Here is a 24,695-nt window from a genome sequence, read left to right as displayed (position 1 = left end):
CGGGAAAGCGCACCGCAACCCCCGCACCCCCGCCCAGAAACGCCCCGCCCCGCTCAGCCGCTCGCCACGGACTCCCGCTCCGCCCCCTCAGCCACCAGGCCCAGCGCAGCGTCCCGCTGGAACTCGACCTCCCGCCGCAGCAAGCGGAACCACATGAAGACCACGAACCCCGCGAAGACGAACCACTCCCCGGTGTAACCGAGGTTCTGGAACGCCTTCAGGTCCAGCCCCGTACCGCCCGGCACACGCGCCGGCACCGTCTTCATCCCCGAGTCACCCCGGTCCAGCGTGACCCACGCGTCGTACAGCCGGTACGGCACGAGGTTCACCAGCGAGGCCGAGCTGATCGCCGCCGTCTGCCCGGCCGGCAGCCCGCCCTGCGCGCCGACCCCGGCGTCCCCCGGCGTCTCGGAGGCCTGCAGCGCCCCGGTGACGGTGACCTCGCCCTTCGGCGGCGCGGGCGCCTTCGCGGCATCCGCCGTACCCGGCAGCCACCCCCGCACCACGGGCAGCGCCTTGCCGGAGCCGGTGCGCAGCAGGGTGAGGACGTAGAACCCGCGCTTGCCGTCCAGCTCCCGGCCGGGCACCAGCAGCTGCTCGCCGTACCGCCCGCTCGCGGTGACCCGCCGCCCGGACGTGCTCTTGTCGACGGGCAGCAGCGAGTCCAGCGGGCGCGCGGCCTCGTGCCGGCCGGAAGCGGCCTGCTCGGTCGCGGCGCGGTGGTCCTGGACCCGGCCCTCGAACCGGCTCAGCTGCCACGACCCCATGAAGACGCAGAAGGGGATGGCGAGCAGCACGAAGACGTTGATGCCCCACCAGCGGGGTGTCAGCAGAAACCGGTACACGCCTCCACGGTACGGCTCCCGCGGCCCCGCCCCGGCCGCGGGTCGGGATCGATCCCACCCCTGCCGCAGGACCACCGGAGGCGGCCGTCCGCCCGCCCACCTCCGGGGAGTCCATGATCGCGAGTTGTCCACAGGCTGCGCACTCGCGTCCCCGATCGTCGGCGCGGCCAGGCAGTATGGGCGCATGACTGGGGCGATGAGCGAGAGCAGGACACCGGACACACCGGACATGCCGGACTGGGAGAAGCGGTTCCGGGCGCCGCGGGTGTCGCTGCCCGACTGGGCGGAGGACGCACCGCACCGTTCCCTGTTCGTGTCGAACGCGACGGGGACGTACGAGCTGTACGCCTGGGACCGGGCGACGGGCGAGCAGCGGCAGGTGACGGACCGGCCGAACGGCACGACGGAGGGCCTGCTCTCCCCGGACGGCGCGTGGATCTGGTGGTTCGACGACAAGGACGGCGACGAGTTCGGCGTCTGGCGCCGCCAGCCCTTCGAGGGCGGGCCGGACGAGCCGGCCGTGCCGGGCCTCGGCCCCTCCTACCCTGCCGGTGTGGTGCTGTCCCGGGACGGCCGCACGGCGGTCGTCGGCCGCTCCACGGACGAGGACGGCACGACGATCCACCTCGCGCGCGAGGGCGAGGCCCCGGTCGAGATCTACCGGCACCGCGAGTCGGCGGGCGTCGGCGACCTCTCGCACGACGGCACCCTGATCGCCATCGAGCACACCGAGCACGGCGACGCCATGCACGGCGCGCTGCGCGTCCTGCGCCCGGACGGCACGACGGTCGCCGAGCTCGACGACACCGAGGGCGGCACCGTGGAGCTGGGCCTGGAGGTGCTGGGCTTCGCCCCGGTCGACGGCGACACCCGGCTCCTCGTCGGGCACCAGCGCCGGGGCCGCTGGGAGCCGCTGGTGTGGGACGTGGCGACCGGCGAGCAGACCGACCTGGTCCTGGACCTGCCCGGTGACGTCGGCGCCGAGTGGTATCCGGACGGCTCGGCCCTGCTCATCGCCCACGCCTTCGAGGCCCGCAGCGAGCTGTTCCGGTACGACCTGGCGGCCGGCGAGCTGACCCGCCTCCCCACCCCGCCCGGCACGGTCTCCGGCGCGACGACCCGCCCCGACGGCAGCGTGGAGTACCTGTGGTCGTCGGCCGCCGAGCCGCCCGCGGTGCGCTCCACGGCCGGCGGCGTGGTGCTGGACCCGCCCGGCATGGCCTGTCCGCCGTCGGTGCCCGTGGAGGACGTCTGGGTGGAGGGCCCGGGCGGCCGGATCCACGCCCTGATCCAGAAGCCGGCCGGCGCCACGGGCCCGCTGCCCACGGTCTTCGACCTGCACGGCGGCCCGACCTGGCACGACAGCGACGCCTTCGCGGCGGGCCCGGCCGCCTGGGTGGACCACGGCTACGCGGTGATCCGCGTCAACTACCGCGGCTCCACCGGCTACGGCCGCGCCTGGACCGACGCCCTCAAGCACCGGGTCGGCCTGATCGAGCTGGAGGACGTGGCCGCGGTGCGCGAGTGGGCGGTCTCCTCCGGCCTCGCCGACCCCGCCCGGCTGGTCCTCACCGGCGCCTCCTGGGGCGGCTACCTCACCCTGCTGGGCCTGGGCACCCAGCCGGAGGCCTGGGCGGTGGGCATCGCGGTCGTGCCGGTCGCGGACTACGTCACCGCGTACCACGACGAGATGGAGTCCCTGAAGGCCATGGACCGCACCCTGCTGGGCGGCACCCCCGAGGAGGTCCCCGACCGCTTCGAGGCGTCCTCCCCGCTGACCTACGTCGACCAGGTCAAGGCCCCGGTGTACATCTCGGCGGGGGTCAACGACCCGCGCTGCCCGATCCGCCAGATCGACAACTACGTCAAGCGACTCGAGGCGCGCGGCGCGGTCCACGAGGTGTACCGGTACGACGCCGGGCACGGGTCGCTGGTGGTGGACGAGCGGATCAGGCAGGTGAGGCGGGAGCTGGCGTTCGCGGAGCGGCACCTGGGCACGCCGTAGGCGGACCGGGGCTCCCCGCACGGGTCGTGCGGGGAGCCCGCGCTCCGGGGGCTCACCGCAGCTCGGCGAGCCCCCGGCGCGTCGCGGCGACGACGACCCGGTCGCCGGGCCCCAGCACATGGCCGGGCGGCGTGCCGGGCCGCCCCCACAGCGCCAGCACCCGCCACGACCCGGCCCGGAACGCCTCCCGCACGGACCGCCCCTCCAGCTGGGGGTGCCCGCCCACGTCGACCGCGGCGAACAGCAGCACCCTGCGCTCCACGGCGACGGCCCCCAGCACCCGGCGCCCGAGCATCGCCCCGGCGAACGCGGGCGCGGCCAGGTGGCTGACGCTCCGGCTGCGGGTCAGCGCCTGCGGGTACGCGGCCCGCAGGGTGCGGTACACGGCGGTGGCGAAGTCGTCGTCGTACAGCCGCAGCACGACCCGCAGATCGGGCCGCACGGTCCGCGCGTACAGCACGGCTTCGAGGTTGGTGGTGTCGGCGCTGGTCACCGCGAGCAGCGTCCGCGCCCGGTGGATCTTCGCGGCCTCCAGGACGCCTTCCTGGGTGACGTCGCCGAGCACCACGGGCACCCGCAGCCGGCGCGCGGTGGCGAGCCCCCGCGCGTCCGGGTCGGACTCGACGCACACCACGGGGACGTTCAGCTCCCGCAGCCGGGTCAGCACCCGGGTGCCGATCTTGCCGAGTCCGAGCAGCACCACGTGCCCGCCCAGACCGCGGGGCGGCTTGCGCAGGCCGGAGGCGGTGCGGAAGGTGCCGAGCGCCTCCAGCGCCGCCGCCAGCAGCACGGGAAGCAGCAGCAACCCGACCAGCGCGGAGAGGAGTTGCAGGAGCTGGCGGCCCAGGGGCGCCCCGAGGGCCGGGTCGTCGATCGCGAACAGGTCGAGGAGGGTGAGGTAGAAGGCCCGCAGCGGATGGATCCCGGTCACCAGCGACAGGGCCACGGCGAGGGCGACCACGCACGCCACCAGACCGGCCACGGACCAGCGCAGCCGACGGGAGAACAGCGAGGCGAGCGGCGGTACGCCCGACACGCCGCGGCCGGGAGCGGCCGACTCGGCGCCGCCCGCGGCGGACACCTGCTCCAGCACCACGGCCTGCCGTCCGGCGGCCTGCCGGACCTCGTCGTCGGCGGGCAGCAGCCGCGGCTGCTGTTCTCCGCCGCCGCCCCCGCCACCGCCGCCGTCGCCGCCGGACAGCAGGGCGAGGGTGCACAGCCCGGAACCGGCGTCCGGGCCGCCCGCCGGCAGCGGCCGTTCCACGGCCCGCAGCAGCAGCCCGCCGGCCTGGACGACCTTGCCGGTGCCGGCCACGGCGGTGGCGGCCAGCGCGGGCGCCGCGGTGTCGGCGTCCGACAGCACGGTCGTGGAGGTCTCCGCGCCGTCCGTGCCGTCCGCGCCGCCCGTGCCGTCCCCGGCGGCCAACGCCGCCGCCTGGTCGAGGAGTTCCTCGATGTGCTGGCCCAGCCGCCGGTTGTAGAGCCGCAGGACGAGCCGCAGCCGGGGGTTGAGCCGGCGGGCCGTCAGCGCGGCGCGGATGTTGGTCTCGTCGTCGTCGTACACCAGGGCCAGCGCGGCCGCCCGGGCCACCCCCGCCTCGGCGAGCACCGTCTCGGTCGGCTCGGCGGCCTCCAGCACCGCTTCGCCGTCCGGCCGCCCGGCGGCCGCGGCGGGCGGCCCGGGCGCGCCGGTCCGGCCGACGGAGCCCACCGCGGCGCTGACCATGCGGTCGAGCAGGGCCGCCGACGCGGCCCGGGCCCGTCCGACCACCGGCGGCCGGGCGGTGCGTTCGTCGGGCGGCACCACGAGGGTGACCTGTTCTCCGTGGACCCCGCGCAACTCGGCGGCCAGCCGGTGCGCGAGCCCGTCGTCACCGCACACCACCATGTGCGCCGGCGGGACCCCCGGCCCCCCTTGATACGGAACGCTCGCCACGAGGGAGAAGACTGCCCGGAGGAGGGGGGCGGTTCCAGTGGCGTCCTGAACGCCCGCGCGGACGGCCGCGTAGACAAGGGGAGGAGCAGCAGCAGCCGGAGGTAACGAGCGTGGCCATCACCGAAGACGCCCCGCCGGGCGCGGACGCACGCCGTTCGGAGCCCCCGCCGGACGACCGTGAGGGCAGGCGGCTCAGCTCCCCGCTGGTGCTGACGCTCGTCCTCGTCCTGGCCGTGCTCGCCCAGTCCCCGATCCGCGGCGCCCTCGGCACCCCGCTGATGCAGAGCTGGACGACCGTGTTCGTCGCGGTGACCGTCCAGGCGCTGCCGTTCCTGGTGCTCGGCGTGCTGCTGTCGGCGGCGATCGCGGTGTTCGTCCCGGCGTCCTTCTTCGCCCGCGCGCTGCCGCGCCGCCCCGCCCTGGCCGTGCCGGTGGCGGGGCTGGCGGGCGCGGTGCTGCCGGGCTGCGAGTGCGCGTCGGTGCCGGTGGCCGGCGCCCTGGTCCGCCGGGGTGTGACCCCGGCCGCCGCCCTCGCCTTCCTGCTCTCCGCGCCGGCCGTCAACCCGGTCGTGCTGACCGCCACCGCCGTCGCCTTCCCCGGGCACCCGGAGATGGTCCTGGCCCGGTTCGCGGCGAGCCTGCTGGTGGCCTGCGCGATGGGCTGGCTGTGGCAGCGGCTGGGCCGTGCCGACCGGCTGCGCCCGCCGGCCCGCGGGGCGCACGAGGGCGCCACCAAGAGGGAGGCGTTCTGGGACGCCGTCCGGCACGACGTCCTGCACGCCGGCGGCTTCCTGGTGCTCGGCGCGGCGGCCGCGGCCACGCTCAAGGCGGCGGTCCCGGCGGACTGGCTGCGCACGGCCGCCGGAACGCCGCTGGTCTCGGTGCTCGCCCTGGCCGTCCTGGCCGTCGTGCTGTCCATCTGCTCGGAGGCGGACGCGTTCGTCGCGGCCTCCCTCACCCAGTTCTCCCCGACGGCCAAGCTGGTGTTCCTGGTGGTGGGCCCGATGATCGACCTCAAGCTGTTCGCGATGCAGGCGGGCACCTTCGGCCGCGCCTTCGCGCTCCGCTTCGCCCCCGCCACCTTCGCGCTGGCCGTCGCGGGCGGCACGCTGACCGGGGCGGTGCTCCTGTGAACCGCCAGGCGCAGGCCGCCGTCCTGTTCCTGCTCGGTGCGGCCCTGCTGCACGCGGGCCTCACCGACCTCTACCTGCGCTACGTCAAAGCGGGCCTGCGCCCGCTGCTGCTCGCCTCGGGCGGCGTCCTGATCGCGGCGGCCCTGGCGACGGCCTGGTACGAACGCCGCCGCCACCGGCAGCCCGGCCGGCGCGGGCCCCGAGCCGGGCACCCCCACCCCGGACCGCAGCCCGGCAGCCACTCCGGTGAGCACGCCCACCCCGGACCGCAGCCCGGCAGCCACTCCGGTGAGCACGCCCACCCCGAGCCCCGGGTCGCCTGGCTGCTGGTGCTGCCCCTGCTCGCGCTCATCCTCATCGCCCCGCCGGCCCTCGGCTCCTACAGCGCCCTGCGCACCGGCACGGCCCTGCAGAAGCCGTACGCCTACGGCCCGCTGCCCGCCGGCGACCCGGTCCCGCTGTCGGTGGTGGACTACGCCTCCCGCGCGGCCTACGGCCACGGACGCTCGCTGCACGGCCGCTCCGTCCGCGTCACCGGCTTCCTCGCCCTGGACCGCGCGGGGCGGCCGTACCTGGTCCGCATGGCCCTCAACTGCTGCGCCGCCGACGCCCAGCCGGTGAAGATCGCGCTGACCGGCGCCCTGCCGCCGGTCCTGCGCCCCGACGCCTGGCTGGAGGTGACCGGCTCCTACACCCCGCGGACGGCCCGCGACCCGGTCAACGACGGCCCGGTCCCGTACCTGAGGGCCACCGCGGTCCGCCCGGTCCCGCCCCCGCACGACCCGTACGACGAGACCTGGAACACCTGAACCGGCGCGGACGCCGCCTTCCGGTTCACCGGCCGGCGCCCGCGCCCCCGAGGTCGAAGCGGTCCAGATCCCGCAGCCACGCCTCGGCGTTGCCGTCGGACGGCGCCCGCCAGTCGCCGCGCGGGGAGAGGGAACCGCCGGCCGAGACCTTCGGCCCGTTCGGCATGGCCGAGCGCTTGAACTGCGAGAACGCGAAGAAGCGGCGGCAGAACACCTCCAGCCAGTGCCGGATGTCCGCGAGGCCGTAGGCGACCCGCTTGGCCTCGGGGAAGCCGGGCGGCCAGGCGCCGGTGTCCGGGTCGTGCCAGGCGTGCCAGGCCAGGAAGGCGATCTTCGAGGGCCGGAAGCCGTAGCGCAGCACCTGGAACAGGGTGAAGTCGTGCAGCGCGTACGGGCCGATCTTCGACTCGGTCGACTGCATCTCCTCGCCCGGCACCAGTTCCGGGCTGATCTCCGTGTCCAGGATCGCGGCCAGCACCTTGCCGGTCTCCTCGTCGAACTGGCCGCTGCTGATCACCCAGCGGATCAGGTGCTGGATCAGCGTCTTCGGCACCCCGGAGTTGACGTTGTAGTGGCTCATCTGGTCGCCGACGCCGTACGTGGACCAGCCGAGCGCCAGCTCGGACAGGTCGCCGGTGCCGAGGACGATGCCGCCGCGCTGGTTGGCCAGCCGGAACAGGTAGTCCGTGCGCAGCCCGGCCTGCACGTTCTCGAAGGTGACGTCGTACACCGGCTCCCCGGAGGCGAACGGGTGCCCGATCTCCTCCAGCATCAGCCGCGCGGTCGGGGTGATGTCCAGCTCGGCCGCGGTGACGCCGAGGGCGCGCATCAGCTTGTGGGCGTTGTCCTTGGTGTGGTCGCTGGTGGCGAAGCCGGGGAGGGTGAAGGCCAGGATGTCGCTGCGCGGCCGGCCCGCGCGGTCCATCGCCCGGGCGGCGACGATCAGCGCGTGCGTGGAGTCCAGACCGCCGGACACCCCGATGACGACCTTGGGGCCGCCGATCGCCGCGAGCCGCTGCTGGAGCCCGGCGACCTGGATGTTGTAGGCCTCGTAGCAGTCCAGGGCGAGCCGCTCGGCGTCGGCCGGCACGAACGGGAACCGCTCGACGCGCCGCCGCAGCCCCAGGTCGGCGGCCGGCGGGTCCAGCTGGAACTCGACCGTCCGGAAGCCGCCGGTGCGTGCCGCGTGCGCACGGCGGTTGTCGTCGAAGGTGCCCATCCGCTGCCGCTCCTGCCGCAGCAGGTCGAGATCCACGTCGGCGACCGCGTACCGGTCGCCGAGCGGGAAGCGCTCGGTCTCGGCGAGCAGCACCCCGTTCTCGTAGATCATGGTCTGCCCGTCCCAGGACAGGTCGGTGGTCGACTCGCCGAGCCCGGCCGCCGCGTAGACGTACGCGGCGAGGCAGCGCGAGGAGGCCGACCGGCACAGCAGCTTGCGGTCCTCGGCCCGGCCGACGGTGATGGGACTGCCCGAGAGGTTGACCAGGACGGTGGCGCCGGCCAGGGCGGCCTCCGCGCTCGGCGGCACCGGCACCCACATGTCCTCGCAGATCTCCGTGTGCAGCACGAGCCCGGGCACGTCCGCGGCCGCGAACAGCAGATCCACCCCGAACGGCACCGCGGCGCCGCCCACCCGGATGCTGCCGCCCCGCTCGTCGTACCCGTCGGCGATCTGCCGGCGCTCGTAGAACTCCCGGTAGTTCGGCGGGTAGGACTTGGGGACGACACCCAGGATCCGGCCGCGGTGCACCAGCACCGCGCAGTTGTAGATCCGGTTGCGGTGGCGCAGCGGGGCGCCGACGACCAGCACCGGAAGCAGCTCCGCCGAGCCGGCCACGACCGTGCCGAGCGCCGCCTCGACCTGGTCGAGCAGGGCGTCCTGCAGCAGCAGGTCCTCGATCGAGTAACCGCACAGGCCCAGCTCGGGGAAGACGGCGACGGCGACGCCCTCGTCCGCGCACCGGCGGGCCTGGCGCAGCACCGCCTCGGCGTTGGCCTGCGGGTCGGCGATGACGGTGTGGCCCGTGCACGCGGCGATGCGCGCGAAGCCGTGCTGATAGATCGACCAGAAGTTCAACGCCGCTTCCCTCATCACTCGACAGACCGCACAGATCCGTCAGGCCGTACGGATTCGTCAGGACCGCACCAGCACGGCGAACCGCACAGATGCGACAGACCGCGAATCTCCTCCAGGAAGAAGCCTAGATCCCGGCCGCCCCGCCCCACCCCCCGCCCTCTCCGCCCCCAAAACGGCCGGCCCCCCGTCACCGGCCCGTCCGGGACGGCACCCCTGGTCCGGTCCGGCGATCAGTTCGTTCCGGCGATCAGTTCGTTCCGGCGGTGAGCTCGCTGAACAGCTTGTGCGCCGCGTCGGAGGTGAACTGGCGCCGGAGTTCGGCACGGGCGACCTGCTTGCGGAACTCGCCCTCGTGGCCGGCGTATCCGGCGTTGTGCATGAGGTCGGTGATCCAGATCGCGAAGGCCTGGTAGTTCCAGATGTGGGGCAGGCAGGTCGCGGAGTAGTCGTCGAGGAGGCTGCGGTCTCCGTCCTTCACCTGGCGGATGACGGCGCGGGCGAAGACCTCGCTGTCGTGGAGGGCGAGGTGGATGCCCTTGGCGCTCATCGGCGGGACGATGTGGGCGGCGTCCCCGAGGAGGAAGAGCCGGCCGTGGCTCATCGGGTCGAAGACCACGCTGCGCAGCGGCACGATCCGCTTCTCGACGATCTCGCCGGCCGGCACGGGGGTGCCGAAGCGGGCTCCCAGTTCGTCCCAGACGCGCGCGTCCGGCCACTGCTCGGGGGTGTCGCCGGCCGCGCACTGGAGGTAGACGCGGCTGGCGTGCGGGCCGCGGGGGATCATGCCGGCGAGACCGCGCGGATGGATCGCCATGCCGGACGGGTCGGCCGGCACCGCGGCCAGGACGCTGAGCCAGGAGTATCCGTACTCGTGGGAGTACTCGGTCAGGGCGGAGGCGGGGATGCTGCGCCGGCTCACCCCGTGGAAGCCGTCGCAGCCGGCGACGAAGTCGCACTCGACGACCCTGGCGGCGCCGTCGGCGCTCCGGTAGCGCACGACGGGACGCTCGCCGGTGACGTTCTCCAGCGACACGTCCGCGGCTTCGTAGCGGAGGTCCCCGCCGTCCCGCAGGAAGACGTCGGTGAGGTTGCGCACCAGGACCTGCTGGGGGCAGAAGAGGCTCTCGTCGTCCTCGTCGTCCACGTCGAATCGGAGCGCCTGCCCGTCGATGTAGAAGCCGCTCCCGTCCTGTGGGACGGGGGTGCCCGCCAGCACCTCCTCCAGGCCCCATTCGCGGAACATGCGCACCCCGAAGGCGTCGATGGTCCCCGCGCGCTGGCGCTGCTCGACGTAGGCGCGGGGGTGCTTCTCCAGCACGACGCAGTCGACGCCGTTGCGCAGCAGGAAATTGCCGAGGGACAGGCCGGCGACGCCCGCGCCGATGATGGCCACGGTCGTGCGGTCGCGTGTTTCCGTCATGTGAGGGGGAGCCTTCCGTGTTCGAGCGTGTCGAGGACGCCGAGGCGTCCGTCGACGGCGCCGCCCGGGTGGTGCGGCGTTCGGCTCCCACTCTGAGGCGGCCGGCGATGTGCGAGCCACCGGTAGCTGGACAGCCGATACCGGAAACCCGCCAACCTCACGAGTGAGCGTGACGCGCGGTCCGGCGGTCGGCCGCCGCTACCGGCCGCGGCGCAGGTCCGCCTGGTAGCGGCCCGGCGTCTGGCCGACCACTTCGGTGAAGGCGTCGATGAAGCTGGAGGGGTTGGACCAGCCGCACGCCACCGCGGTGTCCGTGACGGACATGCCGTCGGTGAGATGAGCCAGGGCGTGGTGGATGCGCAGGGTGGTGCGCCAGCGGTGGAAGCTCATGCTCAGCTCCGTGTGGAACAGGCGGCTCAGGGTGCGCTCGCTCGCCCCGACCGTCCGGCCCAGCTCCGCCAGGGTGACCGGCCGCGCGGGATCCTCGTGCAGGAGGGCGGTGGCGGCGCGCAGCCGGTCGTCACGGGGCTCGGGCAGGTGCAGGGACTGCTCGGCGGCGTCCGCGAGTTCGTCCACGATCACGGCGAGCAGCCGCCCGTGGGCGCCGGGCCGTCTCTCCGGCTCGTCGGTCAGCGCCAGGAGCGCCTCCCGCAGGAGGGGAGTGACCGCGAACACGCTGGGGTGATCCACGAGCTCGCCGCACAGGTCGAGCGGGACGGCGACGAGACGCACGTCGGTGGGGCCGTAGAAGCGGTGGGAGTGCGCGTAGTGCGGCGGCGTCCAGGTGACACGGCTGGCCGGGGCGACCCAGGTCCCGCGTTCCGTCGCCGTGGCCATCGCACCGGCGGCGGCGTAGACGAGCTGCCCCTCGACGTGCGAGTGCGGGTCGACCCGATAGCCGTGCGGCAGCCAGCCGCCCCCTTGCAGGACCGACGTGCTTGTTCTGGAGTGCTTCGGCGTTGTTCTGGAGTGCTTCGGCGAAGACTGACGGCTTTCCGGCATCGGACGCCACTGTACCGACGGCCCGCCCACCGGAGGAGACCGACGGCGGGGCCGCGGAGTGTGCAGACCCTGGCGATCAGCCGAGCGGGCTGCCGACCATGCCGTTCCGACCAGGGCTTGGCCGGTCGTGTCACGCGCGTACGTGCCCATGGCTGGAACCGAGACCGCCTCCCACGACACCGCCGGCAACCTGGTCGGGGCGCACGCTCCCGCCCATGAGGCGGCAGGCGACGGCCATTCGATGGCAATTCCATCCGCCGGGGTCTGCGCCTGACCGGGTCGAGTCCAGTCGGGACGACACCCGCCTGGCAGAGCAGACCGCTACGGACGGCGGGGTCACCCCATGGGACTCCTTGCTTCATGGTCACCGGCCTCCCCGTTCGGCTCCGGCTCGGCTCACTGCTGTCCGGAAGGGTCCTGAGGCGGCGGCCTCTTCCGGTCCCCCTTCACCCTTGATCCCAGGCGTTGGTGTCGTTGCTAGTGCTTAGGCGGCTGCGTGACGACGATCCGCCAGATCACCGAATCGGCTGCCGAGAACCTCCATGCCAGGTCGTGCAGGTGGGCCTTCGGTATCTCAGCGGTGAACACGCCGGTTCCGTCACCGCACTGAGATCCTGCGATGCGCTTCCCGGCAACGATGATGTTGAACTTGGACGGGCCGGCGCATGTCCATATCACCGTGATGGACGAGGCGCTCCCTGCTGACGAGGGGAGCGTGACACCGCCCTCGCCATGGCCCGATCCTGTGTACAGCGTCTTCGTGCCGACAGGGAGCGGGGATTGAAGCGGATCGGGAAGGCGGTCCGGGCTCGTCGGGGTCTGCGCCGGGGAGGGGGTCACGCTGGACCTCGCCGTCACCTCGTGAGTAGGGGTTGCTCGGGAGTGAGTGCCGCCGGAACAGGCTGACACAAGCACCAGGGCCGACAGGCCGAAGGCCAGCAGGGAAGGCTTCACCGGATCGTCCTCAACTCATGAGTGGGCGATGTAGGGCGCCCCGCCGGAACCTTCCACGCCGAGGGTGACGGCGTTGGTCTTTGCATAGGGGAGCGAGCCGATGGTCTCTGTAGAGCACGGTGGTCAGCCCTGCGCGAGGTTCGTGCAACGTCGCACGGCCCGTCGCCTCAGATTACCCGCGGTGGCAGTCGCCGGAAAAGCACTGCTCAACCGCTAGAAGTCTGGGAGGAGGATAGCCGTTCCCCGCGGAGGGCCCTCGGAGCGGCGAGGAACGCCACAAGCCCGAGGAATGTCACCTGGGTACCCATCTGAGGGCCGGCGCCTTCAGGGCTGTCCCTGCTGCGGCGCCTCGCCCTCAAGGCGATCGAGGCGGTGACGCCCGTCGGGGTGGATCTCCGGTTGTGGTGTCGGCTGATGTTCCGCTGGTGCCGTTGGGGTGCGCGGCATGGCCCGTACCCGGCTGTACCGCGACGGCTCCCTGGCCGAGGAGGACTTCCCGGTCCAGGACATCTCCCGGCAGCTGGCGGGCCCGTCCACGACCGTGTGGTTGGAACTCTCGAGGACGCGCTGCACGAGGGGCAGCGGGCGAAACTCGACAACTACCGCACCCATCACTTCTTCAGTGTCTACGCGGTCGTCTTCGACCCGGACGGCGCGGGACTGACGATGAGCGAGCTCGCGGTGTGAACCCACGGCCTCTTCGTCGCGAGTGAGGTCCGGCTGGGGAGGCTGCCAGCCTCGACGGCGTTTCCCGCAGGTCGAAGGGGCGGACGCGGTTGGTGTCACGGGGCCTGGAAGGGGCTCGGGGAGCGGGTCGGCTCCCAGACGGCTCGCAGGGCGTGCGCCCGAAGGGCTCTGCACGCCTACCCGCCACCCCGACTCTGAGTTCCGCTCGGAGTTCCGGCAAAGGCGCAGACCGGACCGCCTCGGACCCCCGGCCATCTGCGCGGACCAAACCGGTGATCAGCCGCCCGAAGCCCCTCGAAATGCCATCACGGCCAGCCAGCAGAAGGACTCGGAGACGACTCTGGACGGGCACCATCACGTACGCAGGCGGTCGGCATGAGACCTCTTTCACCTGTCTGCCCTATGGTCGTAGCCGCAGTTGCGAACCGGGGGAGGCGACAGCGATGGGTGACGGCAAGGTGCCCGGCATGTGGCGGCGCATGTAAGCCGCAGCAGAAGACAATGGAGAGCGCGGCGGGCATCCTGGTGCTCGGCCTGACGAGCGTTCACGGCCATGGTGGACTTGTCCGACGGGCACGTGGACAACGACCCGTTCATTGAGGACAAAGCCCTCCACACTCTGCTGAAGCTCGGCATGTGGTGGCCGGAGGCCGATTCCGACAAGCTGCGGGACGCGGCGAAGGCCTGACGTGTTTTCGCCGACTCGGTGGACGACGCCCGCGCTCCCGTGCACCCGCGCCGCGCTGGGCGCGGGCGGCGGCCTGCTTGGGGTGACCGTCACCGGTATGGTCGGCCCGGCATCGTGGCAGAGAACAACGAAAGGAACGCCAAGAAAATGCAGGACCTGGCCGCTGGAGCACACGGACAGTCCCCCGTGATCGACATCGTCTTCGCGGTGGGAGGCATTGTTGGCCTGTGGTGCGGTTTGAGTTGGGCGTTCGATGTGCGGGGTATCACCACTCGGCGAGCCGAACGGATTCGACGCAGGAACGAGGAGACGTGGATGGCGATGGGGCGTCTCGGCGGGGCTCAGCCCCTTTTTGCGACTCCCGGGTATCTGCGGTTCCTGGGAGCTGTCATGGCAGGTGCGGGACTTCTCCTGCTCGTCGCGGCGTATGCGCTGTGGCACCTGGGCTGAGCCCCGGCGTAGTCGGGATCGCGCACGTCGTCGGCGTTGTTCTTGATGATGTCTGGGTCGATTCGAGCCAGCGGGCTCTGCTGCGCACATATAGGCCGGTTCTGTGGGACAGTTGATGCCTGGCTTTGAATTCAATAATCGTGGCAGGGCGTAGAAACGGTCTTTCTGTCTTGGATTCAGAGGCGTTGAGTGAGTTCACGCCGATGCCACGAAGACTGCGACGACTGAGATTGCGGCATCCCACGCTCCTGAGGACTGACATTCCGGTCCCTTGCCGGAGAAGTGCTCGAAGTCCCGCCAGCAAATTGCTCACCGTGAGTCGCTGTACGGGCCGGCGAGGTCAGCGAGGTGCAGTCGCGCTGGTAGGCGCGTCGGCAGCATGGTTCGTAGACACCGGTCTCGTCACGAACGCCGGCTCCTGACCGGCGCGCTGGACCTGGGCGTCACCGCGCTCGACACCAGCACCAACTACGCCGGCTTCCGCTCGCACCAGATCCTGGCTCGGACAGCCGGTGACCTGCTGCCGAGGTCCGCGGTCTCCACGAAGGTCGGCTACTTCCCTGGCTCCGGTGGGGCGGAGCACTCCCCGGACCCCGTGCGGCTGAAGTGGGCAGTGGAAGAGGCGGCCAAAGACCTCGGACGGGAGCCGGACCTTGTGCTCTTGCGCACCCCGGAACAGTCGCTCCGAGAAGCCGTGCCGTACAACGAGGATCTGCTTGCCGCGACGTGTACGGCCCTGGATGACGCAACAGCGAAGGGGCTGTGCGCCGCGTGGGGCGTCGCGTCGTGGGATCCGTCCCCGCTGCTGAGCATGGTCGCCCCGACCGTGCCGAGGCCATCGGTTCTCATGGTCCGCGCCGGATTGCTGGTCGGAGCCAGAACTCTGGACGCAGCGGACACCCTCGTCGATACCTGGGTTCTCAGTGATGGCCGGGTCCGGGGGTCGAGCCCCTTCGGGGGCACCACCAGTGCCTCCGTGTGGGCTCGCCCACCCGCCTCTCGGAACGTCATCACGGCCAACCAGCAGTAGAACTCTGATACGCCGACGCTGAAACCGGGCTGGCTGTACAACTACTTCCGTTACTACGACCCCGAGATAGCTTGCTACCTGAGCCAGGACCCATTGGGTCTCAGGCCGGGCCCCAACCCCTCGGCATACATCCGCCATCCTGGGATCTGGTCGTACCCGTTGGGTCTGTACGGATGTGAGCTGGCGGACCTAGGGGGTGGTTGGTACCGCTCCTCCGAGGGGCTGGACTACGGTCCGGGGTCTGCCGAGGGGCACCGCATCACCCACGTCATGCAGCACACCCGTGACAACCCTGCGAAGCCCGCTCACGGAGTTTTCGATACGGGCAACGGGGAGTACTGGAAACGGTCGACGAAGCGTGGGGTAGGCGCGCTATGGCAGTGTCGGTGAATGAGCAGGGCGCTCGCTCCACCTACATCATCCCGATGGGGCGGCAGGTGGGTTACAACCCTGGAGAGCAATATATTTCGATCACCGTCGAACACGGCAACGAAGTGATCACCGCCTTCCCGAGGAGCTGGAACTGATGGACAAGGTCGCCTGCGCACACTGCGGGCAGGACTGGGTGCGCTGCTACAAGCGAAAGGACACAGGCCAGAAGTTCTTTCTCTGCCCCGAGTGCGAATCCGTCTGGGAACTCGAGGACGACCTTCACGAGGACACAGACATGTATCTGAGTGGATACCTGATGACCGGGGGCCCCGCGAAGGACTGGGAGATCAGCACTCCGTGCGGCTGAGAAGATGGTGCGTGCCTACCCGACGCACGTCGCGTCGCCTGCCCATGAGGCACCCGGTGAGTGGCGGTTCGAGGGCACGCTCGTCCACTCGGCCGGCCACCCCTCCTATGAGCACGACGGCGAAGGCCGCCTCGTGCGCAGGACCCGCAAACTACTGAACGACCAGTCCCGTAACTGGACTTACAGATGGAACGCCGAGGACCGCCTCACGTAGGTGGTCACCCCAGACGGAGTCCAGTGGCGGTACGCCTACGACCCGCTCGGTCGACGCATCTCCAAGCACCGGATATCCGACGACGGTTCCGTGGCCGACCGTACGGACTTCTTCTGGGACGACCTGTGCCTGGCCGAGCAGGTCACGGCGGACGGCTGGGTGACGACCTGGGACTGCGCGCCGGACAGCCGTCGCCCGGTTGCTCAAACGCGCCACAAGCCGGCCGCGGCAGCCGCCGACACGTCGTTCCTGACGCAGTTGGCGGAAGATTCGGATCCCGAGTCAGGCACTCGGTTCGACGCCGTCGTCACCGATTCCATTGACACACCCACGGAGTTGGTCTCCGCGACAGGTGATCTGGTCTGGCAGCGTCGTACCAGCCTGTGGGGGACCCCCCTTCCGGCCTTGGACGAAGCGACGTCACCAGTCGACTGCTCGCTGCGTTTCCCGGGACAGTACGCCGATCCCGAGACGGGTCTGCACTACAACCTGTACCGGACTACGATCCCGAGACGGCGCGGTACATCACCGCGGATCCGCTGGGCCTCGTCCCCGCACCGGATCACCACGCCTATGTACCGAACCCGCTGAGCTGGAGCGGCGACCTCGGTCTGGCAGGAAGGGGCCGACGGGGCCGCAGAACCTGCTGAACTTCGGGCAGGGGTACACAGGCCGACGTGACCCCTTCCCGGGGGAAACAAGGGAATGGACGTGGAGATTCACGTCTATGACAAGCCCATGCGTGAAGTCGGAGTCTTCAACAGTCCGGGTTAGTTCAATAAACACGGCATCAAAGCGGCTGACGTCGAAGTCCCGCCCGCCGTGGAGAATGCCATCAAGGGTCGGATGATCTACGAGCTGCGAAGAATAGGTCAAATCGGCACCAAGGGGACAGAGGGTATCGGCGGGGACAAGTGGAGGCGACCGCCTCTAGCCGCGGAAGGTTGCAAATGAAGTACGTCACAGCCGTCTGGGATGATGGCGGGTTCTACGTTGATCCGAGACCCTACTTGGCCGAGCTCCCGAAGTTTCGAGATCGGCTACCCGGCGGAGCCAAAGAATTCGCGTCCGATCCGGCACATTACGCCTTGGGACATGGAAATAGTCGCTGTGTCAAGGATCTGGAATTGATCGGAATTCATGTTGCTACCGACAAAAGCGGAAAGATGACACTGGAGTTCGCCCCGAACCAGTGGAAGCATGATGCGGGGCTGCGCATCAGCTATTCAGGGGTGACGCACTTCTCCATCGATTATGCGCATGCCATCGACTGGATGCTGGTCGACACCGTCCTTCTTGACGAGATCCTCCCGGACGAGGGCGGGGGTTGTGTGCACGAGATCGCGCTCACCGACGCGTCGATCACCGTGCGCTGCGAGGACCTGCGAGCCATGTGGGGGGACGCAAGCTGAGGGTGACCGGGAGCGTCGATCACAGGACACCAGTTCGTCATCGCCCGCCAGGAAGCACGTCCTGACCGTGCGGTTCACCGCACGGTCAGGCCACGAGAAAGCCGACAGGGCTGCATGCGGGTGCCTGCCTCGGCGATCTTCCCTGGCTGCGGTGATCCACCCCCCCGAGGGCGTACCGCTTCGCGTTGTACTGGCGCGCAGAACCCGAACTGACGCCCTTCAGCCTTCCCTTGGACGCCTGGCCCAGTTCAGGTCGGCATGGGCCGGCACCAACGCTGGGCGGTCGTCTCGAAGCCGTCCAAAAGGCAGCGCGGATGGACTCGGTGACCGACGCCCGGCTGATTGTCTCGGAGTCGCTGTGGCGAACCGTCCCCTCAGGTGCGCTGCCAGCGTGTCCAGAGAGGCGTTTCAACCCATCCCACCACTCGTCCGGCGCCGTTCCATCCCTACTCAGTGAGTTTGCCGAGCAGGCGTCGCTCGATGCGGACCCGGGTATCGCGGTTGCGGACCCACCGTATCCGGCAGGAAGACCCTGCAGAGACCGCGCGACGCAGTCCAGAACATCGTCCACCGCCTGAAGGCACAGGTCAGAGGCTTGACTCGCGGAGACCGACAGCGTCATACCGGCTTCCGTCGCAGCAGGGCGGCGACGTGAGCTTGCCCGCCGGAACCTCCAGCTATCACGGCCGGTCCTGGCCCCGGCACGCAGAAACAGATCAGCCACCTCCCAACCTGGGGAGGTGGCTGATCTGCTACTTCTCTGTCGGGGTGGCGGGATTTGAACCCACGACCTCTTCGTCCCGAAGCAACTTGAGTGGGGGCGCTGTCTTGGCTGCGGCTGCCTCTCACCTGCGCTAATGGTCCGCAGGCGTTCGCCGTTGTCCGCCGTAGTTCGTCGGTGTTGTCACGCAGTTAGACACTCACCGCCGCGGCTCCCGCGGCGCTTGCTCGTCCTCTTCTCCAGCTCGGCTTGGCCGCGCTTGGTCCAGTCGCATCGGTGGAGGTAGTAGCGCGACATGCCCTTCAGTGTCTTGTTCCGGCAACGACCGCCGGCCGCCGTTGACCAATCGCACTTCCCTTGCTTCCACTCGCCCACCGGCAACCCCTGGTAGTCCAACTCCACCTGTCCACAACTAGCGTGCGTGGCTTTGCAGACATAGTGGAAGGTGCACGGCAGGCGGCGCCCGGGCCCCAATGACACGCGATCAGTACATCCGGCGCACCTCGCCGATATTCTCGCCCCCCAACTGCGTTGGTGGGACGTGGAGTGGGGCATTCACCTGTTTCCACGGGCGGCCCGCTTCTGGCTTGCAGCCGACTCGTGCTTCCGCATGACGGGTCGTGAACGGCGCTGAATGAAGTGGATGACGGTCTAGTCGTGTGACGGGCCGGTGACACGCTGGCAGAATCCGGCCATGGATCAAGGGGACGCGGCCGTTTGGGCTGCAGGGATCGGCGTGATCGGCACGGCGATCGGGGCGATCGGTGGTTATCTCGCTGGGCGGGCGCAGGGCAAAGCCACCGTGGACGGTGTCAGATTGCAGCTGGCCGGACAGCGTGAGGACGCTGTGTGGCAGGCGGAGCTCGATGCGTTCGCGGCCGTGATCGACCAGTTCAATGCCGCCCGTATGCAGGTCGCGACGGTCGTCACACAGTTTGAGGCGTCACGGCGTGACGTGCGCCGCCTGGCGCCCTACGGGGTCATCACGCGCGAGGAGGCCTACGCAGCGCTCATGGAGTGCGTGCGGGAACTTGTCGCTCGTGAGAACGCATTGCGGCTGCGGACCGCCCCCGCGTACGCCGACGCGGCCACCGCGCTGCGGGAACAACTCGTAGACCTGCTCGACGCTGCGCGGGCCTACTGCGTCGCCCGCGCTCGGGGGCGCCGTGCCAGGGATCTTCGGAGGCAGTTCGATGAGCAGATGATCGCCTGGCGTGCTGGCCTCGATGAGTTCGTGGAGGAGACGCAGGCAAGGTTTTCCCGGCCGCGTCCTGGGCTGTGATCGGTTCGTGCCTGCCGCGGGCGCTGTCCCGTACAGCGACCCTCACGCGTACCGCCTGGGCGGCAGGTGTCAGTGGGCAGCGATGCCGACCAGGCGCAGGGCGCGGCTGCGGGTCCGGCGCCGCTCGGGTGTGGCTCTCCGAGGCCGGCACGGTCAGCCGGTCGGGGTGTAGGGGTGCCACCACGGCGGCAGGGGCTTGGCGCGCTGCGCGTCGGCGTTATCGAAGCAGTACACGGCGATGGTGTGGTCGGGGAAGTGGTCGGCATAGAAGCGCAGGAGGTCCCCGTCCTCCGGCACGCATTCGACTGGTGGCAGAGTCAGGGGTCAGTGATGCTTTGTCGACCTCTCATAGACCACCGGCTTCGTGTCCCGGGGCCGACGAGCCTCTCACCTGCAGCGACGTACCTCCACAGCGTAGGCACGGAAAGACGTGGAAGGAGAGTAAAACCGAACACCAGTCTGACTTAAGGGTAATCTGCGAGGACTATTCCCCAGCCACGAGACACCCCCTAAGGTAGATCCACAAGTTTCGAGCACTCAGCTTGCAGGGGGGCAGCGATCATGCGGATCAGTAGGCTGCGCATTAAGAATTTTCGCAATCTTGCCTCGGTCGATATTCCGCTAGGTTCCTACAATGTGATCGTGGGCGAGAACAGGGTCGGAAAATCAAACCTCGTTCACGCCTTGCGTCTACTTTTTGATCCCACCCTCCCGAACAGCGATCGTAACCTACGTCGTGAGGACTTCTGGGACGGCCTTGCGAAAGGTAAGGTGGATTGGGACCCCTTCGTTGAGGCAGTCGAAATATCTATCTCGGTAGACATTGAGGACTTCGAGCATGATGATCGCGCTGCCGCCGTTCTGTCGGGTGCCTTGGTCAGCAAGTCACCGCTTGTCGCTCGACTTACCTTCAAATATGCACCTAAAGATCTGCCAGGCGATGCTAACGGGTGCCACCGCCTACCGAGGCTTCATCTTTCAGGGTGACGATGAAACCAACTTCATGCCAGGGGAGCTCCGAGGGTTCCTGCATATGGCCTTTTTGCACGCCCTGCGAGATGTTGAGTCAGACGTGACGAACTGGCGTCGTTCGCCATTGCGTCAACTACTAGAAGCTGCCGCCGAGTCGTCGACGGCGGAAGAACTTACGAACATAGCTCAATCTATCGAGCAGGCCAATAGTCAAGTCGGTGCTCTACCATCTATCAAGGAGCTCGGCGAGAAAATCACAGAGCTGATGACTGAAATGGTGGGCTCATCCCACGCACTTCAGTCAGAACTTGGTGTGGCCTCCGCGGACCCGCAACGTCTTATCCGGACGCTACGCGTATTCGTCGATGGCGACAACAAGCGCCCACTATCGAGTGCAAGCCTTGGAAGTCTTAACATCCTTTATTTCGCCCTAATGGAACTAGGGCTGGAGCAGCGACTGACCAAGGAAATCGCTCACGCTATCTTGACCATCGAGGAGCCGGAAGCCCACCTTCATCCTCACCTACAACGCCTAGTTTTTCGCCGTCTCCTGGAAAACTCCAGCGAAACGCAAACTGTCTTCGTTACAACCCAGTCTCCTCACATCGCAAGTGCCGCTGGACCACAAAATATCATCTTCGTCAGAAGCGAGGAGGACCGCTCCACAGTACTTTCTGCAGCGGATGTCGATCTTAGTAACGAGGAATGGGAAGATATCACTCGTTACTTGGACGTCACGCGTGCTGAGATGATTTTCGCCAAGCGTGTACTGCTCGTCGAGGGCTACGCGGAACAGGCAATCATCCCGTCCTTGGCCGAGGGCTTGGGGTACCAACTAGATAAGCATGGCATCACCGTCTGCGCGATCCATGGGACCCACTTCCTTCCATACATCAAGTTTTGTAGGGCCGTAGGCATCCCATGCGCGGTCATCACAGACGGCGACGAGACTGGACCTCGAGCAAACGGAAGAAAGGTGGTTACCGGTAGTATTCGCGCCCGCAGGTGGTTGACGGCCCTTGCAGAGAAACGCACCGCTGAAGAAGTCGGCGTGTTCGTGGGGCGTACCACCTTCGAGTACGACCTAGCGGCCGCTTCAGATGCCAACCTTCAGGCCGGCATCGCCACGTTCAAGGAACTTGCCCGTACTCAGCAAGCGCTCAAAGAGATTGCATCTTGGGGCGGCTTGTTGCCGACATACAAGAAGTACCTGGGAATGATCAACCGTGTTGGCGGCAAGGGACGATACGCCAACGCCGTCCTAGGCTACGAGTTGGACTGCCCCGCCTATGTGCAGAACGCCCTTGAGTACCTGGTGGCAGAGTGAAGCCTCTCTCAGCTTCGATCGCGGAGCTACAACGGAACGAACGACAATGGCAAGCCTTCAACGTTGAAGGTCACTGCGTGGTTACCGCTCCCCCTGGAAGCGGAAAAACTAAGTTGCTCTCGACCCGCATTGCCTTCGATCTGGCAACTCATATCTGTGCACCGCAAGGTGCAGCTTGCGTTACATTGACAAATGCTGCGGCTGGCGAGCTGAAACGTCGCGTCGATGCGCTAACGGATCAGCAGCGGCGGAACCTGTTTGTGGGTACCGTTCACGCTTTCGCACTCAAGGAGATAATTCGCCCCTTCGCTTCGGTCTGTGGTTACCCGGACTTGCTGAATCGCAAGATTGCAACCAATAAGCAGGTCAATGCTGCATATCGCGAGGCTGTCTCCGAGGTTTACTTGCCCGGCGAGGATACTCGACACGTGGTGTCTACGGCGAAGCAGCATCTAACGATGCTGGCAACCGATGATGAGTGGAGCATGGCAGGTCCACGAATTCAGAAGGTGGCCCATCGGTATTCAGAGATCCTAGCCACTCAAGGGCTCGTCGACTTTGACACCCTAATTAGGTCTGCGTTGCGCATGGTGGAAGAGAACTCCCTTGTCCGGCGTCTGCTGGTCTCAAAGTTTCCTCGAATCTACGTTGATGAATACCAAGATCTCGCGCCAGCACTAGACAGGATCGTGCGGTTGCTTTGCTTCGGCGAGAAGAACAAGGCGACTCTCTTTGCTGTGGGTGACTATAATCAGGCGATTTATGGTTGGCTGGGAAGCCGGCCCGAACTTTTGAAAGAGATCGGCGTACTTAATGGCGTGACACCAGTTGAACTAAAAATCAACTATCGTTGCGCTCAGGAGATCATCGATGCCGCCAATCGCCTCCTCGAAGTTGGTGGAGTCGAGGGAACTCGCAGCGGTGGCTCAGTGGAGGCCCACTACTGCCCTGGCACCCTTCTCATGCAATACAACCAAGCGGCTAGCTCCATCGCGCGACTGATCGCGGACGGAGTCCCTCCCCATGAGATTGCCGTGCTATGTCCAACAAATGATCACTCGGCGCGCTTCGTAAAGCTGTGTCGACAGATTGAGGTACCAGCCGTTGACCAAGGGTCCCCTTATGTTTCAACCACCTTCACAACCCTAATTGAGCAATTGGCGGTCTGGGTAGTGTACGGCGACGACGACTCGATCGAAAGGTCGCGTTTGCTTCTGGAGTGGAAATACATGCAAGAGGAGATCCCAGACGGGCTCGAGTCAGAAGTGGCGCTATTGAAAGCGCTAAGAGATACGCGGCCGACTGACTCCGCCGACTCATTCCTAACTCGTCTTATGCTGAGCGGGCCGGGCGATGAGTCTAAGCTTCTGCGCCCGGAGGATCAGACGTCCTATGTCGAACTACGAGATATGTTTGCTTCCGGAGGTGACTTGGCGCAATGGACCGTCAGCGAACTGAGTGAACGGGGCCGCCGCAACGGTCAGGTTCAGGTTTGCACGATGTCTTCCAGTAAGGGCCTTGAATTCGATTACGTGTTCATCATGTGTGCAAACGACGGAATAATTCCTCATTTCTCATCCCGGTATTCGGCGGCAAAGATGGCAGAGGATCAGCGGAAATTCTACGTATCGGTCACGCGGGCAAGGCTTGAGACACACATTTACTACTCGGACCGAAGCGAATGGCTGACCACAGGAAAGAGTCGCCTAAGTGGCCCGAGTCGGTTTCTGCGTCAGATGAGACTCGCATAGCGATCCGCAGGTGAGCGCGGGGTGAGTGAGTGGCCGGCCGTCGAACTCGATGAGCAGTCCAGAACCAGCTACCTGCGGAAAGGTTGTGCCGAGCTGCTCCGGCTGGCGTCATGCTTACTCTTTGTGCCCATTGAGCGCCTCGGTCGCCAGACGACGAGTTGCGCAATGAGAGCCGGGTGGATCTCCGTAGTGAGTTGGGTCGAGACGCACGTGCGCCCAGGCTTTGGCCGTACTGCCGAAGCGCCGTCGCCCTAGGGGTGTGATGCTGGCGCCTGCGGGCAACGGTTGAACTCGGCCGAGCGGCTTCGGACTGGAATTTCAAAGGGCGAGTCCAGCCCGCGGTGTGCGATCAGTGACCGAAGAGATGACGGGCCGCGTCTCGACTCTGCGGCCGTGTGATCGACCAACGCTGCGCATGCGACGTTGTCAGCGTTGGTCGTCCTCGGCCGTCGCCGGACGGCCCGTGGACGGCCCAGCGTCGGCCGTCCACGGACGCGCGTGGGGTTCGGCTACTTGCCCAGCAAGGCCAACGCGGTGATTAGGCTGGCTATAGCACTGATCATGGCTGCCAAGCACACGGGGTGCTTCCATGCTTCACGGGTGCGAGGAGCCGGCTCCTCGGTTCCATGGTCGCCGTGCAACGCATTGCAATGCAATGCAATAGGCGGTACGGTACTCGAGACAGTTGGTGCTATAGAGTGACGGTCGTGGCCGTCCACGTGGTGCCTCCTTGTATCGAGTGACCCGCAAGGCGACGGTTGTGAGAGGCTGACCGCCAAGCGGGTCATCGGTGTGCATGCAGTTCGGACACTGTAGCAGTGTTGACCCCACAACTTGCGTGTGTTCCGCTGTACTTGTGGATTCGGTGTGGCCGAACTGCTTGGAGACGGTAGCAGCGCCGCACCCGCGTCCCAATCCGGCCACGGGACGGACGCTCACTTCCGGCAACGAAGCGCTTGGTGTCAGGCTGGCCTTCCCGGAGCAGGATTTCCGATGTCGGTGCTGGATAGCAGGTCAGGGTGTGGCTACAAACCATAGTCAGTGTGTAGCTATAGCGCCCTCGCCAAGGTTGGCTGGAATTTAACTGTGTAGAGGGTCGGGGGATCTTAGGCGTGGTTCGTCGCCCGCCACTTTCCCCAGCGTCCGTCCCGTACGCCGTCGACCCACACACCGTGGAGCGGGCGTGGTTCCTGGCGTCCAGGTGGAGCGCGCCACTGTACGAACGACCTGGACGCCAGGGG

21 protein-coding genes and 1 pseudogene are annotated in these 24,695 nt (G+C 68.0%); 16 read left to right on the top strand and 6 right to left on the bottom strand.

Going from position 1 to position 24,695, the window contains the following annotated elements:
- Positions 1-53: 53 nt before the first annotated feature.
- Complete coding sequence (locus tag ABZ261_RS24175; protein WP_356862463.1) at positions 54-845, bottom strand: SURF1 family protein; 792 nt, start codon at positions 843-845, stop codon at positions 54-56.
- Between the two features lie 196 nt (positions 846-1,041).
- Between ABZ261_RS24175 and ABZ261_RS24170 the strand changes: the two genes are divergently transcribed.
- Positions 1,042-2,850 (top strand): prolyl oligopeptidase family serine peptidase, encoded by a 1,809-nt coding sequence (locus ABZ261_RS24170; protein ID WP_356862565.1) that lies wholly within the window; start codon positions 1,042-1,044, stop codon positions 2,848-2,850.
- A 52-nt stretch (positions 2,851-2,902) separates the two neighbouring features.
- Here ABZ261_RS24170 and ABZ261_RS24165 read toward each other — a convergent pair whose 3' ends face one another.
- Entirely contained in the window at positions 2,903-4,738 is a 1,836-nt protein-coding gene (locus ABZ261_RS24165; protein WP_356862563.1) for an NAD(P)-binding protein, read from the bottom strand.
- A 158-nt stretch (positions 4,739-4,896) separates the two neighbouring features.
- On the opposite strand from ABZ261_RS24165, the gene ABZ261_RS24160 reads away from it, so the two are divergent.
- The gene (locus tag ABZ261_RS24160) at positions 4,897-5,919 is read left to right on the top strand and encodes a permease (RefSeq protein ID WP_356862461.1); all 1,023 of its coding nucleotides are present in this window, start codon (positions 4,897-4,899) and stop codon (positions 5,917-5,919) included.
- Positions 5,916-6,728 (top strand): TIGR03943 family protein, encoded by an 813-nt coding sequence (locus tag ABZ261_RS24155; protein ID WP_356862459.1) that lies wholly within the window; start codon positions 5,916-5,918, stop codon positions 6,726-6,728. The genes ABZ261_RS24160 and ABZ261_RS24155 overlap by 4 nt, the downstream gene beginning before the upstream one ends.
- A gap of 25 nt (positions 6,729-6,753) precedes the next feature.
- Here the strand turns inward: ABZ261_RS24155 and ABZ261_RS24150 are convergent, their stop codons facing one another.
- The 3 genes from ABZ261_RS24150 to ABZ261_RS24140 all read right to left on the bottom strand — a co-directional run bounded on the left by ABZ261_RS24150 (position 6,754) and on the right by ABZ261_RS24140 (position 11,227).
- Positions 6,754-8,820, bottom strand: coding sequence for an NAD(+) synthase (locus ABZ261_RS24150; protein ID WP_356862457.1), 2,067 nt, complete (start codon positions 8,818-8,820; stop codon positions 6,754-6,756).
- Positions 8,821-9,052: 232 nt separating this feature from the next.
- The gene (locus ABZ261_RS24145) at positions 9,053-10,225 is read right to left on the bottom strand and encodes a 4-hydroxybenzoate 3-monooxygenase (protein ID WP_356862455.1); all 1,173 of its coding nucleotides are present in this window, start codon (positions 10,223-10,225) and stop codon (positions 9,053-9,055) included.
- 198 nt (positions 10,226-10,423) lie between these two features.
- Entirely contained in the window at positions 10,424-11,227 is an 804-nt protein-coding gene (locus ABZ261_RS24140) for an AraC family transcriptional regulator (RefSeq protein ID WP_356862453.1), read from the bottom strand.
- 1,497 nt (positions 11,228-12,724) lie between these two features.
- Here ABZ261_RS24140 and ABZ261_RS24135 point away from each other — a divergent pair.
- The 10 genes from ABZ261_RS24135 to ABZ261_RS24090 all read left to right on the top strand — a co-directional run bounded on the left by ABZ261_RS24135 (position 12,725) and on the right by ABZ261_RS24090 (position 19,404).
- Positions 12,725-12,868: a hypothetical protein gene (locus ABZ261_RS24135; RefSeq protein WP_356862452.1), complete on the top strand. Its 144-nt coding sequence runs from the start codon at positions 12,725-12,727 to the stop codon at positions 12,866-12,868.
- Positions 12,869-13,421: 553 nt separating this feature from the next.
- Positions 13,422-13,556 (top strand): hypothetical protein, encoded by a 135-nt coding sequence (locus tag ABZ261_RS24130; protein ID WP_356862450.1) that lies wholly within the window; start codon positions 13,422-13,424, stop codon positions 13,554-13,556.
- Between the two features lie 114 nt (positions 13,557-13,670).
- Positions 13,671-14,006 carry a hypothetical protein gene (locus tag ABZ261_RS24125; protein ID WP_356862448.1) on the top strand — a complete coding sequence of 112 codons (336 nt, stop codon included), beginning with the start codon at positions 13,671-13,673 and terminating at the stop codon, positions 14,004-14,006.
- A gap of 379 nt (positions 14,007-14,385) precedes the next feature.
- A complete protein-coding gene (locus ABZ261_RS24120; RefSeq protein WP_356862446.1) occupies positions 14,386-15,036 on the top strand; it encodes an aldo/keto reductase in 651 nt (216 codons plus the stop codon).
- Positions 15,037-15,054: 18 nt separating this feature from the next.
- Positions 15,055-15,426, top strand: coding sequence for an RHS repeat-associated core domain-containing protein (locus ABZ261_RS24115; protein ID WP_356862561.1), 372 nt, complete (start codon positions 15,055-15,057; stop codon positions 15,424-15,426).
- Positions 15,411-15,563 carry a hypothetical protein gene (locus tag ABZ261_RS24110; protein WP_356862444.1) on the top strand — a complete coding sequence of 51 codons (153 nt, stop codon included), beginning with the start codon at positions 15,411-15,413 and terminating at the stop codon, positions 15,561-15,563. The genes ABZ261_RS24115 and ABZ261_RS24110 overlap by 16 nt, the downstream gene beginning before the upstream one ends.
- Positions 15,563-15,775, top strand: a complete 213-nt coding sequence (locus ABZ261_RS24105; RefSeq protein WP_356862443.1) for a hypothetical protein — start codon at positions 15,563-15,565, stop codon at positions 15,773-15,775. The genes ABZ261_RS24110 and ABZ261_RS24105 overlap by 1 nt, the downstream gene beginning before the upstream one ends.
- Before the next feature lie 214 nt (positions 15,776-15,989).
- The gene (locus ABZ261_RS24100) at positions 15,990-16,580 is read left to right on the top strand and encodes a hypothetical protein (protein ID WP_356862441.1); all 591 of its coding nucleotides are present in this window, start codon (positions 15,990-15,992) and stop codon (positions 16,578-16,580) included.
- Positions 16,581-16,939: 359 nt separating this feature from the next.
- A complete protein-coding gene (locus ABZ261_RS24095; protein ID WP_356862439.1) occupies positions 16,940-17,401 on the top strand; it encodes a hypothetical protein in 462 nt (153 codons plus the stop codon).
- 1,415 nt (positions 17,402-18,816) lie between these two features.
- A complete protein-coding gene (locus ABZ261_RS24090; RefSeq protein WP_356862437.1) occupies positions 18,817-19,404 on the top strand; it encodes a hypothetical protein in 588 nt (195 codons plus the stop codon).
- A 153-nt stretch (positions 19,405-19,557) separates the two neighbouring features.
- On the opposite strand, the gene ABZ261_RS24085 is transcribed toward ABZ261_RS24090, so the two are convergent.
- Positions 19,558-19,701: a hypothetical protein gene (locus ABZ261_RS24085; RefSeq protein WP_356862435.1), complete on the bottom strand. Its 144-nt coding sequence runs from the start codon at positions 19,699-19,701 to the stop codon at positions 19,558-19,560.
- Positions 19,702-19,965: 264 nt separating this feature from the next.
- Here ABZ261_RS24085 and ABZ261_RS24080 point away from each other — a divergent pair.
- The 3 genes and pseudogenes from ABZ261_RS24080 to ABZ261_RS24070 all read left to right on the top strand — a co-directional run.
- Positions 19,966-20,229, top strand: a pseudogene (locus tag ABZ261_RS24080) (AAA family ATPase); the annotation flags it as partial.
- A gap of 13 nt (positions 20,230-20,242) precedes the next feature.
- Complete coding sequence (locus ABZ261_RS24075) at positions 20,243-21,703, top strand: TOPRIM nucleotidyl transferase/hydrolase domain-containing protein (RefSeq protein WP_356862433.1); 1,461 nt, start codon at positions 20,243-20,245, stop codon at positions 21,701-21,703.
- On the top strand, positions 21,700-23,454 hold the full coding sequence (locus ABZ261_RS24070; protein ID WP_356862431.1) for an ATP-dependent helicase: 1,755 nt from the start codon (positions 21,700-21,702) through the stop codon (positions 23,452-23,454). The genes ABZ261_RS24075 and ABZ261_RS24070 overlap by 4 nt, the downstream gene beginning before the upstream one ends.
- Positions 23,455-24,695: the final 1,241 nt, after the last annotated feature.

The sequence above is a fragment of the Streptomyces sp. NPDC006193 genome (genome assembly GCF_040613915.1).
GTDB lineage: Bacteria > Actinomycetota > Actinomycetes > Streptomycetales > Streptomycetaceae > Streptomyces.
This window is presented reverse-complemented; position numbering and strand designations above follow the sequence as displayed.